Source organism: Ruegeria sp. THAF57 (assembly GCF_903914075.1).
GTDB lineage: Bacteria > Pseudomonadota > Alphaproteobacteria > Rhodobacterales > Rhodobacteraceae > Ruegeria.
The window spans coordinates 58,371-71,573 of sequence record NZ_CAIWNQ010000002.1 but is presented as its reverse complement, the minus strand read 5'-3'; the positions used below and the strand labels follow the sequence as shown (position 1 = coordinate 71,573).

Below are 13,203 nucleotides of genomic sequence, written 5' to 3'. Positions count from 1 at the left end.
GGTGGGCGTGTGGCAAGGGTGGAATGGTGGTGTCCTTGCATCGATGCTACCAAATGAAACCCAGCGGACTTCTGTTAATTTTCTATACAGGGCAACTGTTGCGGCGGCTAAATCTCTGCTGACAGCTACCAACCGTCAAATTCGTTGAGCTTTGAAACCTGTGTCACAGCGATTTTGTTTTCAGATTTGGGGGATAGCCTGCCACGCCAAAACTTTTCCGCTTGGTCTTTTGTTTTGCTCCCTTCTCGACAAACAATTCTGATTGTTGTGTCATCGTTAGCCTCTGCCAGAAGCTTGTTGAGGTGTAGGTCGTCACCCCCGTAGCCAAACAAAGTAACGTCAGACGGTTTTTCAAGAATTTTGGCCAATTCGCTCCAGTACTCCGACAAGATTTGCGAGTTGGAAATTACGGCTGGTTTGGACTTTGCGTTAGTGAGAACTAAGTGCACGCTATTGTTCCCAAGGTAGTTAAAAAGTTGGGAGCGCAAGATTTTTCGCGGTGATCCGTTGCGATTAACGAAAAGCGGCGAGCCGTGTAGGTGTAAGAACCAACCTTCTTTATTTGTGTCATGAAATTGGCGGTGCCTTTCAATGTTAAATTCACCAAAGAACCCGTCTCTCAGCATGTGTTCTTGAAACACATCCGTATCTGTGAAGCATTCATAGAGGAGGTCGTCGTAGTTGAGTGTCGCAATGTGCGGCCGGTCTGAACGCACGAATTTTCGAAGTTGACTAGCGAATTGCTCCGGTAGCCGCTTGTTCGGGTTGTGGAACTGACTTGCGGCGTGATGAAAGTACTTGCGAATTGCGATTGGAAAACGTTTGCCGTGCTCGCTTAGCCACCCGAGATCTGGAGCTCCATCCCTCGCTTCAAAGGTTTTGATCATGTCGCAAGCATCCAGAATCTTTTGGAGATTCTTCAATTGTTCTTCTGATGTCGGAGCTTTTAGCTCGTCTTCAATAATGTCATCTTCGAGGCAGTTACAGATGAGTTTCTTTTGCTCTTCATCAAGTACGCCTTTTTCGTCCCATGAGGCTTTGAGCGCTCTTTCTAACTGATAAAACTCATTGTCAAATGATCTTCCAAGGCCATTTCCAAATATGACCAACTTCTTTGTCATTATTGTGCTCCAAACATGATATGTCGGAGCACAATATCTCCCGTTAAAGTAGTATCAAGCGAATAACGATCACCGCGCAAACTTCTTATGCTTCAAGCGCTTGGGCTCCAGCGCGTCAGGTCCCAGACGGCGCTTTTTGTCCTCTTCGTAATCCTCGAAGTTGCCCTCGAACCATTCCACATGGGCATCGCCCTCGAAGGCCAGAATATGCGTGCAAATCCGGTCGAGGAAGAAGCGGTCGTGCGAAATCACAACGGCGCAACCGGCGAAATCGACCAGCGCGTCTTCCAGTGCGCGCAGGGTTTCGACGTCCAGATCGTTGGTCGGTTCGTCGAGCAGCAGGACGTTGCCGCCCTCTTTCAGCAGGCGGGCCATGTGGACGCGGTTGCGCTCACCGCCTGACAGCAGCGAGACCTTTTTCTGCTGGTCGCCGCCCTTGAAGTTGAAGGACGAGCAATAGGCGCGGGAATTGACCTGCGCGTCGCCCAGTTGGATGATCTCGGCGCCGCCGGTGATCGCCTCCCACACGGTGTCGTTATCGGCAAGGTCGTCGCGGGACTGGTCGACATAAGACAGCTCGACCGTGTCGCCCAGCGTGATGGTGCCCGCATCGGGCTGTTCCTGACCGGTGAGCATCTTGAACAGGGTCGATTTACCGGCACCGTTGGGGCCGATGACGCCGACGATACCGCCGGGGGGCAGGGCGAAGTCCAGCCCCTCGATCAGTTGTTTATCGCCCATATGTTTGGACAGGCCCTCGACCTCAATCACCTTGCCGCCAAGGCGCTGGCCGTTGGGGATGACGATCTGGGCGCGGGTCAGCTTTTCGCGTTCGGACTGCTCGGCCAGCTCGTTATAGGCGTTGATCCGAGCCTTGGATTTGGCCTGACGGGCCTTCTGGCCCTGACGCATCCATTCCAGTTCGCGCTGCAGGGTCTTCTGCTTGGATTTGTCCTCGCGGGCTTCCTGCTCCAGCCGTTTGGCCTTTTGTTCCAGCCATGCAGAGTAGTTGCCTTCGTAGGGAATGCCGCGGCCGCGGTCGAGTTCCAGAATCCAGCCGGTGATGTCATCCAGAAAGTAACGGTCGTGGGTGACGATCAGGATGGTGCCCTTGTAGTCGATCAGGTGCTGTTGCAGCCAGGCAATGGTCTCGGCGTCCAGGTGGTTGGTCGGTTCGTCGAGCAGCAACATGTCGGGCGCTTCGAGCAACAGTTTGCACAGCGCCACGCGGCGTTTCTCACCGCCTGAGAGGTTGGCGATGTTGGCATCGTCCGGCGGGCAGCGCAGCGCCTCCATCGAGACGTCGATCTGGCTGTCGAGGTCCCAGAGGTTTTCCGCGTCGATCGCATCCTGCAGGGTGGTCATTTCCTCCATCAGCTCGTCCGAGTAGTTCTCGGCGATCTCCATGGCGATTTCGTTGAAGCGATCGACCTTGGCCTTCTTCGCGGCCACGCCCAGCATGACGTTTTCACGGACGGTCAGTGATTCATCCAGCTGCGGTTCCTGTGGCAGATAGCCGACCTTGGCACCCTCGGCGGCCCATGCCTCACCGGTGAAGTCGGTGTCGAGGCCGGCCATGATCTTCATCAGCGTCGATTTACCCGCGCCGTTGACGCCGACGACACCGATTTTTACGCCGGGCAGAAAGCTGAGGTGGATGTTTTCAAAGCACTTCTTGCCACCGGGATAGGTCTTGGAGACACCCTGCATGTGGTAGACATATTGATAGGCGGCCATGTCGCGTCCTCTGGGTCGGGGAAATCAGGTTAGACCGCTAGATATCCAAGCAAGGCGGGCGGGGCAAGCTGGTGACTTTGTGAATTTCATTTGGAAGTGTCGCCGGGTAGATGACCAGGAGCGACCGAGGGCTGTGCATTGAGCGAATTGGCGGAATTAATTGCGGGTTGGGCAATTCCCGGCCGGATCGAATGGATCGGATTGCGCCCGGATCGCCGTTCAGAAATGATTCAGAAGAATGAAGTCTTTATTTCTGACGAAGGGCTTTCAGGTGATCGCAGTCGCGCGGGCAAGCGGGCGGTCACGCTGATCCAGCAGGAACATCTGGCCGCGATTGGCTCGTATTTGGGGCGCGGGCCGGTTACGCCGAAAATACTGCGGCGCAATCTTGTGGTTTCGGGGATCAATCTGGCCGCGCTCAAGGGGCGTGAGGTGCAGGTGGGCGAGGCAGTTTTGCGCTTCACATTGATCTGCGCGCCGTGCAGCCGGATGGAAGAGGCGCTGGGCAAGGGCGGATACTCTGCCGTGCGTGGACATGGCGGTTGGTGTGCCGACGTGCTCCGGCCCGGGCGGGTCAAGCTGGGGGACGCCGTGAAACCTGTTGATTGACAAGCCGCTACAGTTCTGAACAACAGCAAGGGATGTTTCGACACGATATTCCATTTGCGCGGCCCGGGCAGGTCGTTGGGCTGTTTGGGGGGTCATTTGATCCACCACATCAGGGGCACGTGCATGTGACGCTTGAAGCGATGAAAGCCTTTGGTCTGGATCAGGTCTGGTGGCTGGTGACGCCTGGAAACCCGTTGAAAGATCAAGGGCCCGCACCGTTGGAGCGTCGGCTTGCGGCTGCGGGTGAAGTTATGCAGCACCCTCGCGTTGCGGTTACGGGTATCGAGGCCCTTACCGGTACGCGGGCGACATCAGATACCCTGATGGAATTGCAGAAGCTTTATCCTGGGGTCCGGTTCGTATGGTTGATGGGGGCTGATAATCTGGCTCAGTTCCATCGGTGGAAAGACTGGCGGTTGATCATCGACAATGTGCCGGTTGGTGTGGTTGCGCGTCCGGGTGACCGGATATCGGCTCGGATGTCGCCTGCGGCGCGGATTTATTCCAAGTATAGGATCGATGGGCAGGCGCGGCACTTGCTTGGGCGGGCTGAGGCCCCGGCGTGGTGTTTCGTGAACGTGCCGATGGTCGATGTCAGTTCAACCGATCTGCGGACGCGGGGTGTTTGGGCGAATGAGGTGTTGCCCGAATAGCCCCAGAGGGCGCATAATGATCCATGACTGGTTGTGCGCCTGTGATCTCTGGGATTTTAATTGACCCATGGCTGATCGTTTTTCACGTCGTAAATTTCTAGGAGGGCTTGGCGCCGCCTTTGTCCCCGTTGCGGCCTTCGGTAATCCGCCGGAGGTATCACTGAGGCCGCAGCTTCGCGGTGCGCAACCCAACGGGGCTGAGCGCCTGATCAAAGCAGCCGGTCTGAAAGGTGAAGTTGCCTTTGCCGTTGCCGATGTGGAAACCGGGACCGAGCTGGAAGCGGTTGGCGGCAATCTAGGCTTGCCCCCGGCCAGCGTGGGCAAAGCGTTGACGGCCCTTTATGCATTGGATGTTCTGGGGCCCGACTATCGGTTCGAAACAAAACTGGTCGCGGACGGTCCGATAGAAAATGGTGTGCTGAAAGGCGATTTGGTTCTTGTTGGCGGGGGTGATCCGCTGCTGGACACCGATGCGCTGGCGACGATGGCGGCCAATCTGCGTGAGGCGGGTGTCATCGAAGTGCGCGGCGCGTTCAAGGTGTATGACGGAGCCTTGCCCTACGTGTTCAGCATTGACCCCGGTCAGCCGGATCACTTGGGTTATAGCCCCGCCATCAGTGGAATATCCCTTAACTTCAACCGGGTACATTTTGAGTGGAAGCGCGAGGGGACGGACTATGACATTGCGATGGACGCACGAAGCGCGCGGTATAATCCAGTCGTCGATATGGCGACTATGCGGGTCGAGGGACGCAAGACTCCGATCTATACCTATGAGCCAAGCGCGCGGCAGGATCGTTGGACTGTCGCTAAGGCCGCACTGGGCAATGGGGGTGCGCGTTGGTTACCTGTTCGCAAGCCCGCGCTTTACGCGGGTGATGTCTTCCGAACACTGGCCCGGTCTAATGGGATCGTACTGGACCGCGTTCAGGTCACGCGCGAGATGCCTCAGGGTACGGACCTGGTTGTTCATCTAAGTGATCCGCTCGACAGTATTCTTCGTGGGATGTTGAAGTATTCGACCAACTTGACCGCTGAATTGGTTGGAATGACAGCGTCGAAAGCACGGGGCGCAGACCTTCAGACCTTACCGGACTCAGCCGCAGAGATGAACCGCTGGGCTGCCGAGACATATGGCGTAAACGGGATTGCAATGGTTGATCACTCGGGCCTTGGTGATGCGTCCCGTGTCGCTCCCGAAGATTTGGTCAAGGCGCTGATCGAGGCACAGAAAACCGGTGCCCTTCGGCCCTTGTTGAAAAAGTTCACTTTGGCGGACAGCCAGGGGCGTCCAGTCAAGGACCACCCAATCAAGGTAGACGCCAAAACCGGGACGTTGAATTTTGTGTCCGGATTGGGCGGGTTCATCACGACGCCGGATGGGTCCGAGCTGGCGTTCGCCATCTTCACGGCTGATGTTGATCATCGGGCCACGATCCCACGGGCCCAGCGCGAGCGTCCGCAGGGCGCGCGCAGTTGGAACAGTCGTTCTCGCAGATTACAGCGCGCCTTGATCGAGCGTTGGGGAACCCTGAACGGCAGTTGAAATCAGGTAGTGTGTCGCGCCCGTGCGCCCCGTTCGATTGCGGCGGCGTGCAGCCTGTCGATGTTCAATTCGTACCGGATTTCTTCCAACAGGCGCAGCTCGGTTTCCGCAAGAGATCCATCAGCCGCGGCTACATCGCAAGCCAGAGCATAGGCCGTTTCGTGCAGACGTTCGGGCAAGTTGTCTCGGATCAGACCGAAAAGCGCATCCAGCCCGTCTTCTTGTTCGAACAGGTCAAATACGATTTGCGAAACACGGCGCGTCCGGTCGATGTCGTATTCAGCAAAGACCGGCAGCATATTCACCGCACCTTCGATTTTGACCAGTTCTGCAGTGCGGATGGTTTCGTCAGAGGCAGAGATCGCAACCATGATCGCGACAAGGCAATCTTGGGGGGACATAGGATGAGGTACTTGATCGGTCATGGTGTCGTCCTGATTAGGCTTTCTGCATCCGCACGATAGGAGGGCTGGCAGGCAGGTTCAACGGAATTTGCTTTGCCGTTGTCAGAGAATGGGCAAAGGCCCGCGTGTTTTTGTCTGGCGCAGCACAAAATTGCTGCGCGTGTCGCGAACCAAACCGGATTTTAGAAGGCGTTGCATGATGAAATGCTCAAGCTCTTCGGGGGTTTTGGCATAGACTTTGAGGATAAAGTCGTGATCCCCGGTGATTGAGGCGCACTCGACAATTTGCGGTTCGGTTTCGATCAGGCGCAGGAAGGCGTTGATGCTGTCTTCCTGATGTTCGCGCAGGGCTACATGGACATAGGCGATTGCGTTCAGGCCAACGGACTTGGCGCGTATCTGAGCCGCATAGCCTGCGATAAGGCCGGCGGCCTCAAGATCGCGCACGCGCCGCCAGCATTGTGACGCGGATAATCCTGTTCGATCAGAAAGCTCCTGCATGGACAAGCGACCATCGGCCTGAAGCTCTTGCAGAATGGCGATATCAGCGGTTTGAAGACTTTGTGTCATATTTTTCGGTTTTTCGACATGTATTTACCAAAATACCGGAATTATTGGGTCGATTCAAACCAAATTCCCTTGTCGGCTTAGCTAAAATTTTCTCGAGGAGGATACGTAATGTCGAAGTCGACCAAATACGTCGCCAAAGTCGCCGATGCGCGCGGACATATTGCCTATACGCCGGAAGAGGACGTCGTTTGGGCGGATCTCTACGCAGCTCAAGAGGAAAATGTTCAGCGCTATATGGCGCAGGATTACCTGGACGGGTTGGCTCGTCTGGATGTGCCGAAAACGTCCGTACCTTCTTGCGCTGCTATTTCAGAGCGGCTTTTGGACCTTACCGGATGGCGGGTGCAGCCGGTGCCTGCCCTGATCGGGTTCAAAACCTTTTTTAGTATGTTGGCCGACCGCGTTTTCCCAGCCGCATCCTTTATCCGCTCGCGCGAGGACTTTGATTACATCGAAGAGCCCGACATTTTTCATGAGATCTTTGGCCATACTCCTTTGCTGAGTGATCCGCGCTTCGCCGCCTTTAGCCAGGCCATCGGGAAGGCCGGTGTTAAGGCCGGTGCAAAGGACTATTCGTGGTTGATCCGTCTTTACTGGTTCTCGATCGAATTTGGTTTGCGCCGTCAGAACGGCCAGATCAAGGCGCTTGGGTCGGGTCTCGCCTCGTCGCCGACAGAGTTAGTTTACGCCGTGGAAAGCGACATACCTGACCGGGATCCGTTCGACGTTCTTACGATCCTACGTACTCCTTATCGGATCGATATGCATCAAATGGGCTATTTCGTGCTAAACTCGCCCGAAGACCTGTTTGAGGCCGCCGACCGAGACCTGTTGGCCGATGTACGGCAAGCGCAGGCCCTTGGGCTGCTGCCGAACAAGTTTCCGGAAAAAGTAACTGCAGCGGAGTGAATGAAAATGACCCTATCTGGAGAGACCTGCAGCCTATCAGACCGGACCTGCGTGCCCTGTTCCGGAGGAATTCCACCTTTGACGGCTGATGAGGCCAATACACATATGGCCGAGCTTGCCTCTGATTGGAAACTGGACGCGGACGCAAAAACGCTGAGCCGCCACTATGCGTTCAAGGGGTTTGCCAAGGCAACGTATTTGGCCAATCTTTGTGCGTGGCTTGCGGATCAACAGGGCCACCATCCCGATATCGCGTTTGGCTGGGGTTATGTGGATATCAAATTGACGACGCACGAAATTGGCGGGCTCAGCGAGAATGATTTCATTTGGGCGGCGAAACTGGATCAATTGACCGCCTGATCCCGCGTTTCCAGGCTTTCCCGTCAGGAAAAACCCCAGCCTTTATTGACTCATGCTGCACCGGCACAATAGGAGGGGCCGGTCGGTTGCATGCGGTGACCGGCGCTATTTTCCCCGATGGAGCTTGTCGAATAATGTCTGAACTGCGTGAAACCGCGATGCCGTCCAAGGCCTGGCCTTTTGAAGAGGCGCGCCGGGTGCTCAAACGCTATCAGAAGGGCGCTCCGGAAAAGGGGTATGTGCTGTTTCAGACAGGGTATGGACCGTCGGGCCTGCCGCATATCGGAACATTTGGCGAGGTTGCCCGGACTTCGATGGTGCGTCACGCGTTTGAGCAGATCAGCGATATTCCCACCAAGCTGATTTGTTTTTCGGACGATATGGATGGTTTCCGCAAAGTGCCGACCAACGTACCGATGCAGGAAGAGTTGAAAGAAGACCTGCACCTGCCGCTGACCAAAGTGCGCGATCCCTTTGGGACGCATGAAGGTTTTGCGCAGCACAATAACGCGATGCTGTGTGACTTTCTGGATAGCTTCGGGTTCCAGTATGAATTCGCCTCGGCCACCGATTACTATACCAGCGGCAAGTTTGATGAGATGCTGTTGACGGCCTTGGACCGGTTCGAGAAAATTCAGGAAATCATGCTGCCGACCCTAGGGGCAGAGCGGCGCGAGACCTATTCCTGCTTCCTGCCGATCAGTCCGAAAACCGGCCACGTTCTGCAGGTTCCCACGCTCGAGCGAAACGTGGCCAAGGGGACGATCGTCTATCAGGAACCCGATGGCGAGAAGGTTGAAATCCCGGTCACCGGCGGCAACGTCAAGATGCAGTGGAAGCCGGACTGGGCCATGCGGTGGGCCGCGCTGGGCGTGGACTATGAGATGTCGGGCAAGGACCTGATCGACTCGGTCACGCAGTCGTCGAAAATCTGCCGGGCGCTGGGTAAACAGCCGCCCGAGTCGCTGAGCTATGAGTTGTTCAATGATGAGCAGGGGCAAAAGATCTCGAAATCGAAAGGCAACGGCTTGTCGATGGAGGAGTGGCTGACCTACGCCGCGCCCGAAAGCCTTTCGTATTTCATGTACCAAAAGCCCAAGACGGCCAAGCGTCTGTATTTTGATGTCATTCCCAAAGCGGTGGATGAGTATCACCAGCAGTTGCGAGCCTATCCGGGGCAAGAATTGAAGGCACAGTTGAACAACCCCGTTTGGCATATTCACGGCGGCGACGTTCCTGAATCGACCCTGATGGTGCCGTTTGCGATGTTGTTGAACCTTGCGTCTGTGTCCGGTGCCGAGGACAAAGAGGCGTTGTGGGGCTTTATCCGTCGCTACGCGCCAGAAGCCACGGCCGAAACGCATCCTGACCTTGATCAGGCGGCAAGTTTTGCGGTTCGCTATTTCAACGATTTCGTCAAGCCAACCCGCCAACATCGTGCACCTACAGATCAAGAGCGCGAGGCGTTGGAAGCGCTTAAAGCCGCGCTTGCAGACTATGACGGTCCGATCGAAGATGAGGCGTTGCAATCCGTGGTCTATGCCATCGGGCGGGATCGGTTCGACCCGCTGCGGGGATGGTTTACCGCCCTGTACGAAGTCCTCTTGGGGGCCTCTCAGGGGCCGCGTTTTGGTGGATTTATCGCGCTGTATGGCGTGCCCGAAACGATTGCCTTGATCGACAAGGCGCTGGCCGGAGAACTGGTCTGATTTGACCTGATACCTCATGGGGCTACTCTTGGATCAGGAGGTGGCCCCATGCGCCGTATTATTCTTGCCGTAGCCTTCAGTGCCGGGCTGGTCACGAGCGGTGCCGCTCAGGACGCCGAGATTGAGGCCAACATCGCAGCCCAGATACAGGCGTTCAAAGCGGATGATTTCGTCACCGCCTTTACCTTCGCCAGCCCGAATATCCAGAACATTTTTCGGACGCCTGAGAATTTCGGGGCGATGGTGCGAAACGGCTATCCGATGGTCTGGCGACCGTCTGAAGTAAGGTTTCTGGAGTTGCGCGAAGTTGCCGGGGCACTGTGGCAGAAGGTGATGATCGTGGATGGGGACGGGCGCGCCCATATCCTTGACTATCAAATGATCCAGCTTGAAAGCGGATGGAAGATCAACGGCGTCCAATTGCTTGGAAATTCCGACCCGTCCGCCTGATGCAACACCTCCGTTACGGTGGCGTGATGGGCGATTAATTCCTTTTCGATACTCAGGATTTCGCGCTTGGGCTTAGCCCTCGGGCACTGGGTTCATGCGCACGGTGATCTGCCGCAGCGCGAATGGGAAAGGGATTTCTATGAACAAGGCAATCACCGACGGCATCGTATTCATGCCGCCTGCTTTCGCAAATGGCCTCAATGTTTGGTCCAGCGGCGACGGAACGCCCGGATCGCCGACATATGACGGTTCAGGCACGGGCGCGTTTGTCCCCGCCGACGCTGATTTTGGCGGCTGTCTTGAAATCCTGAAGGTAAGCCCGACGCAAAAGCTGCGATATATGGGGCAAACACCGCTGCTGCCGGGCTGCTACTTGCAGATCAAGGCGCGGGTCAAAGCAATCAGTGGTCCTTTGCCCGAAGTCCGCATCGCGGCCTGGGCAGGCGGCGCGGGGGATGCCCATGTGACCGGGGTGATCGAACAAGGTTCGGCAACGCAGCTTTCGGGCTACGGCACGGTGCACGAGGTCACGGCCATTGTGGGCACTGGTCAGCGCGCCGGTGTGGACATGCCTTGGGGAATTCAGGCGATCTATGGGCATTTCGGGCTGGATATCGAAGGCGCAAACGGTTCGGTTATCCGGGTCGACGATATCGAGATCGAGGATGTCACGGGTGTTTTCCTGCGCGACATGATCAGCCTAGTCGATGTGCGGGATTTTGGCGCCGTAGGTGACGGTGTTGCTGATGATACTGACGCCTTCGAGGCGGCAGATCAGGCCGCAAGCGGGCGACGTGTTTTTGTCTCCGAAGGAACGTACTTTTTGGCGCAGAGTGTGACCCTGTCATCAGAGGTGGAATTCGAGGGCACCGTCGCCATGCCTGACGACAAAATGTTGCTTCTGACCAAGAACTACAATCTGCCCGCCTACATCTCGGCGTTTGGCGATGAAGAGCTTGCATTCAAAAAGGCGTTTCAAGCCTTGTTGAACAATTCCGACCATGAGTCCCTTGATCTGGGCGGCAGAAAAGTCGCGATCACCGGGCCAATTGATATGGCGGCAGCGGTTCCAAACAAACAAGCAGGGTTTTCAACGCGCCGGGTGATCCGCAATGGCCAATTTGATGTCAGAAACAGCTCTGCCTGGGATACAGATACCTTCACGTCAGTGGCGACCTACAATCCTTCGGATCCGACACGCCTGAGAAATGTCGCCAATGTGGCCAATATCCCGGTGGGCGCGCTGGTTCAAGGCAGCGGTGTCGGGCGCGAAATCTACGTGCGATCCAAAAACGTCGGCGCGGGCGAGATCACGCTGAACGCTCCGATTTATGACGCCTCAGGCACGCAGACATTCACCTTTGTCGACTTTAAATACCTTCTCGATTTCAGTGGCTTCAGCACATTGCGCAAGTTCGGAATGGAAGAGATCGAATTCCAATGTAACGGTCGTTGCAGTGCAATTCGCCTTGCGCCGTCTGGCAGCACATTCGCCATCACCAATTGCTTTGTCAGCCGCCCAAAGGACCGTGGGATCACGTCTATCGGAACAGGGTGTCAGGGCATGCTGATCGACAATTGCCAATTCCTGTCGTCCGAGGAATCATTCAATGTTTCGGACCGCAAGTCCATTGCGTTGAACACGACAGCAAACGATATCAAACTGCGTCACAATCGGGCGGTCCGATTCCTGCACTTTGCCGTACTTGCTGGGACGAATAATCTTGTTCTGGGAAACCATTTCTTTCAGGGCGACAGTATTCCGCAGGGCGTCCGCACAGCTGGCCTTGTGATGATCGGCACTTATAACAGCTCGACAATTTCCGAGAATTACGTCGACAACTGCTTTGTCCAATGGACGAATGAAAGGGACGCCAATCCGGTCTACAATGGCGGGTTCTCTTTCAGCGCCATGACCATCACGGACAATATCTTTTATTCCAGCCAAGTCGCCCCGTGGTTCAGCCCGATCGTTATTCGCCCCCATGGGTCGGGTCATTTTCTGAACGGTGTCGTGGTGACGGGTAACAAGTTCCGCTCGACCAACGGCAGTATCAACCGGGCCGAACAAGTGGATACGACCTTTGCCGATCTGAACCGTAAGGCGCATCTTAACGTCAAGTTTCAGGACAACACGTTCCACGGGGTTTCAGCAAAAGTCGAAAACCCCTTGCGGCTTCGATACTCAAAAAGTTCGACCTCGCAGGTCTGGACGATTGGAACCCAAGGGCGTCTGCCTTTTGGTGGCCGGGCACGCGGATGCGATGCCGTTACAATTATTGGGCAACTGAAGAACACGTTCGGGTCGACGGTCTACACAACACCGTATGTCAACTTAGAGCAAGGCTCGAACGGGGACCAAATCCAACTGCGATGGGCGCAAGGTGTCCAAGGCCAAGTGTCGGCGATAGTGCGCATGGAGTACTGAACTGCGATATTCCATGTGGTTCGTGGTGCACTTAGAACTCGCCCCAGATCGCAACCTTGATGCCTGTGTTTTCACGGGCATCATTGCGTTCAAGTCCCAGCACCCACGTTGTGGAACTGTCAGGCTTGCGGACCATGACCGACGGACGCACCCGCCAATATAAGTCGTCGCCGGAACGATATGCGGTTTCGACCTGTAGCAAAGGGTCAATCCAGCGTCGCGATTTAAGGCCTGCAGTCAGATCCAGCTTTCGGATCAGGGCATTGTGGGTTCGGTATTCCAACGTGGTGTCGACCGCGACCCACCCGTCTCCCCAGTCGGTCTGAAAGCTTTTGCCGTAGGACAAAGTTGTTTTGTACAATGCCCAAGCCCCCTTATGGCGGTGGTGCACGCCCACGCCAAATTCTGCCGCGAACCTTCCCTTTTCGCCAAAGCTGGCCAACGGCAGGCGCGCAAATACTGTTGCGTGGCCGTAAAGGTCCCGGTTTTCTTCAAAGTCGAACCCAAGGGTGAGGTTCTCCTTGTACCCCCACTCAGCGTACAGCGCGGATTTATAGTCATAACCATAGTCCCTATCTTTGAAAGCTGTGACAGATGCGGCGGTAAAGGCGCTGTCCTTCTCGCGAAGCCACGGGCCGGGCAACGCGGGGGAAGCCGATAGCATAAGCAGAAGAAGGGAAACAAACCGCCACATTCGCGCAGCATCC

The 13,203-nt window shown here is 55.9% G+C and carries 13 protein-coding genes; 8 read left to right on the top strand and 5 right to left on the bottom strand.

The window, feature by feature from the left end; all coding sequences use genetic code 11:
* Positions 1-125: 125 nt before the first annotated feature.
* Both RUESEDTHA_RS04340 and ettA read right to left on the bottom strand, forming a co-directional pair.
* Complete coding sequence (locus tag RUESEDTHA_RS04340; RefSeq protein ID WP_180884740.1) at positions 126-1,121, bottom strand: DUF4917 family protein; 996 nt, start codon at positions 1,119-1,121, stop codon at positions 126-128.
* Between the two features lie 69 nt (positions 1,122-1,190).
* Positions 1,191-2,858 (bottom strand): energy-dependent translational throttle protein EttA, encoded by a 1,668-nt coding sequence (gene ettA / locus RUESEDTHA_RS04335; protein WP_180884738.1) that lies wholly within the window; start codon positions 2,856-2,858, stop codon positions 1,191-1,193.
* Between the two features lie 138 nt (positions 2,859-2,996).
* Here ettA and RUESEDTHA_RS04330 point away from each other — a divergent pair, with 138 nt between their 5' ends.
* The 3 genes from RUESEDTHA_RS04330 (at position 2,997) to dacB (ending at position 5,666) form a co-directional block, all read left to right on the top strand.
* Positions 2,997-3,467 carry an MOSC domain-containing protein gene (locus RUESEDTHA_RS04330; RefSeq protein ID WP_180884736.1) on the top strand — a complete coding sequence of 157 codons (471 nt, stop codon included), beginning with the start codon at positions 2,997-2,999 and terminating at the stop codon, positions 3,465-3,467.
* A 32-nt stretch (positions 3,468-3,499) separates the two neighbouring features.
* A complete protein-coding gene (locus RUESEDTHA_RS04325; RefSeq protein ID WP_180884734.1) occupies positions 3,500-4,120 on the top strand; it encodes a nicotinate-nucleotide adenylyltransferase in 621 nt (206 codons plus the stop codon).
* Between the two features lie 67 nt (positions 4,121-4,187).
* On the top strand, positions 4,188-5,666 hold the full coding sequence (gene dacB / locus RUESEDTHA_RS04320; protein WP_180884732.1) for a D-alanyl-D-alanine carboxypeptidase/D-alanyl-D-alanine-endopeptidase: 1,479 nt from the start codon (positions 4,188-4,190) through the stop codon (positions 5,664-5,666).
* 2 nt (positions 5,667-5,668) lie between these two features.
* Here dacB and RUESEDTHA_RS04315 read toward each other — a convergent pair whose 3' ends face one another.
* Both RUESEDTHA_RS04315 and RUESEDTHA_RS04310 read right to left on the bottom strand, forming a co-directional pair.
* The gene (locus RUESEDTHA_RS04315) at positions 5,669-6,091 is read right to left on the bottom strand and encodes a tellurite resistance TerB family protein (protein ID WP_170427104.1); all 423 of its coding nucleotides are present in this window, start codon (positions 6,089-6,091) and stop codon (positions 5,669-5,671) included.
* A gap of 81 nt (positions 6,092-6,172) precedes the next feature.
* Complete coding sequence (locus RUESEDTHA_RS04310; RefSeq protein WP_180884730.1) at positions 6,173-6,640, bottom strand: Lrp/AsnC family transcriptional regulator; 468 nt, start codon at positions 6,638-6,640, stop codon at positions 6,173-6,175.
* A 108-nt stretch (positions 6,641-6,748) separates the two neighbouring features.
* Between RUESEDTHA_RS04310 and phhA the strand changes: the two genes are divergently transcribed.
* The 5 genes from phhA (at position 6,749) to RUESEDTHA_RS04285 (ending at position 12,496) form a co-directional block, all read left to right on the top strand.
* On the top strand, positions 6,749-7,549 hold the full coding sequence (gene phhA / locus RUESEDTHA_RS04305; protein ID WP_180884728.1) for a phenylalanine 4-monooxygenase: 801 nt from the start codon (positions 6,749-6,751) through the stop codon (positions 7,547-7,549).
* Between the two features lie 6 nt (positions 7,550-7,555).
* Positions 7,556-7,909 (top strand): 4a-hydroxytetrahydrobiopterin dehydratase, encoded by a 354-nt coding sequence (locus tag RUESEDTHA_RS04300; protein WP_180884726.1) that lies wholly within the window; start codon positions 7,556-7,558, stop codon positions 7,907-7,909.
* Between the two features lie 134 nt (positions 7,910-8,043).
* Complete coding sequence (locus RUESEDTHA_RS04295; protein ID WP_180884724.1) at positions 8,044-9,618, top strand: lysine--tRNA ligase; 1,575 nt, start codon at positions 8,044-8,046, stop codon at positions 9,616-9,618.
* Between the two features lie 48 nt (positions 9,619-9,666).
* On the top strand, positions 9,667-10,068 hold the full coding sequence (locus RUESEDTHA_RS04290) for a DUF4864 domain-containing protein (protein ID WP_180884723.1): 402 nt from the start codon (positions 9,667-9,669) through the stop codon (positions 10,066-10,068).
* A 139-nt stretch (positions 10,069-10,207) separates the two neighbouring features.
* Positions 10,208-12,496 (top strand): glycosyl hydrolase family 28-related protein, encoded by a 2,289-nt coding sequence (locus RUESEDTHA_RS04285; protein ID WP_180884721.1) that lies wholly within the window; start codon positions 10,208-10,210, stop codon positions 12,494-12,496.
* A gap of 31 nt (positions 12,497-12,527) precedes the next feature.
* Here the strand turns inward: RUESEDTHA_RS04285 and RUESEDTHA_RS04280 are convergent, their stop codons facing one another.
* Entirely contained in the window at positions 12,528-13,190 is a 663-nt protein-coding gene (locus RUESEDTHA_RS04280; protein WP_180884719.1) for a hypothetical protein, read from the bottom strand.
* Positions 13,191-13,203 lie beyond the last annotated feature (13 nt).

Coding starts and splice junctions, on each gene's coding strand:
- RUESEDTHA_RS04340 (WP_180884740.1), bottom strand. CDS start 1,121: ATGACAAAGAAGTTGGTCATATTTGGAAATGGCCTTGGAAGATCATTT.
- ettA (WP_180884738.1), bottom strand. CDS start 2,858: ATGGCCGCCTATCAATATGTCTACCACATGCAGGGTGTCTCCAAGACC.
- RUESEDTHA_RS04325 (WP_180884734.1), top strand. CDS start 3,500: ATGTTTCGACACGATATTCCATTTGCGCGGCCCGGGCAGGTCGTTGGG.
- dacB (WP_180884732.1), top strand. CDS start 4,188: ATGGCTGATCGTTTTTCACGTCGTAAATTTCTAGGAGGGCTTGGCGCC.
- RUESEDTHA_RS04315 (WP_170427104.1), bottom strand. CDS start 6,091: ATGACCGATCAAGTACCTCATCCTATGTCCCCCCAAGATTGCCTTGTC.
- RUESEDTHA_RS04310 (WP_180884730.1), bottom strand. CDS start 6,640: ATGACACAAAGTCTTCAAACCGCTGATATCGCCATTCTGCAAGAGCTT.
- phhA (WP_180884728.1), top strand. CDS start 6,749: ATGTCGAAGTCGACCAAATACGTCGCCAAAGTCGCCGATGCGCGCGGA.
- RUESEDTHA_RS04300 (WP_180884726.1), top strand. CDS start 7,556: ATGACCCTATCTGGAGAGACCTGCAGCCTATCAGACCGGACCTGCGTG.
- RUESEDTHA_RS04295 (WP_180884724.1), top strand. CDS start 8,044: ATGTCTGAACTGCGTGAAACCGCGATGCCGTCCAAGGCCTGGCCTTTT.
- RUESEDTHA_RS04290 (WP_180884723.1), top strand. CDS start 9,667: ATGCGCCGTATTATTCTTGCCGTAGCCTTCAGTGCCGGGCTGGTCACG.
- RUESEDTHA_RS04285 (WP_180884721.1), top strand. CDS start 10,208: ATGAACAAGGCAATCACCGACGGCATCGTATTCATGCCGCCTGCTTTC.
- RUESEDTHA_RS04280 (WP_180884719.1), bottom strand. CDS start 13,190: ATGTGGCGGTTTGTTTCCCTTCTTCTGCTTATGCTATCGGCTTCCCCC.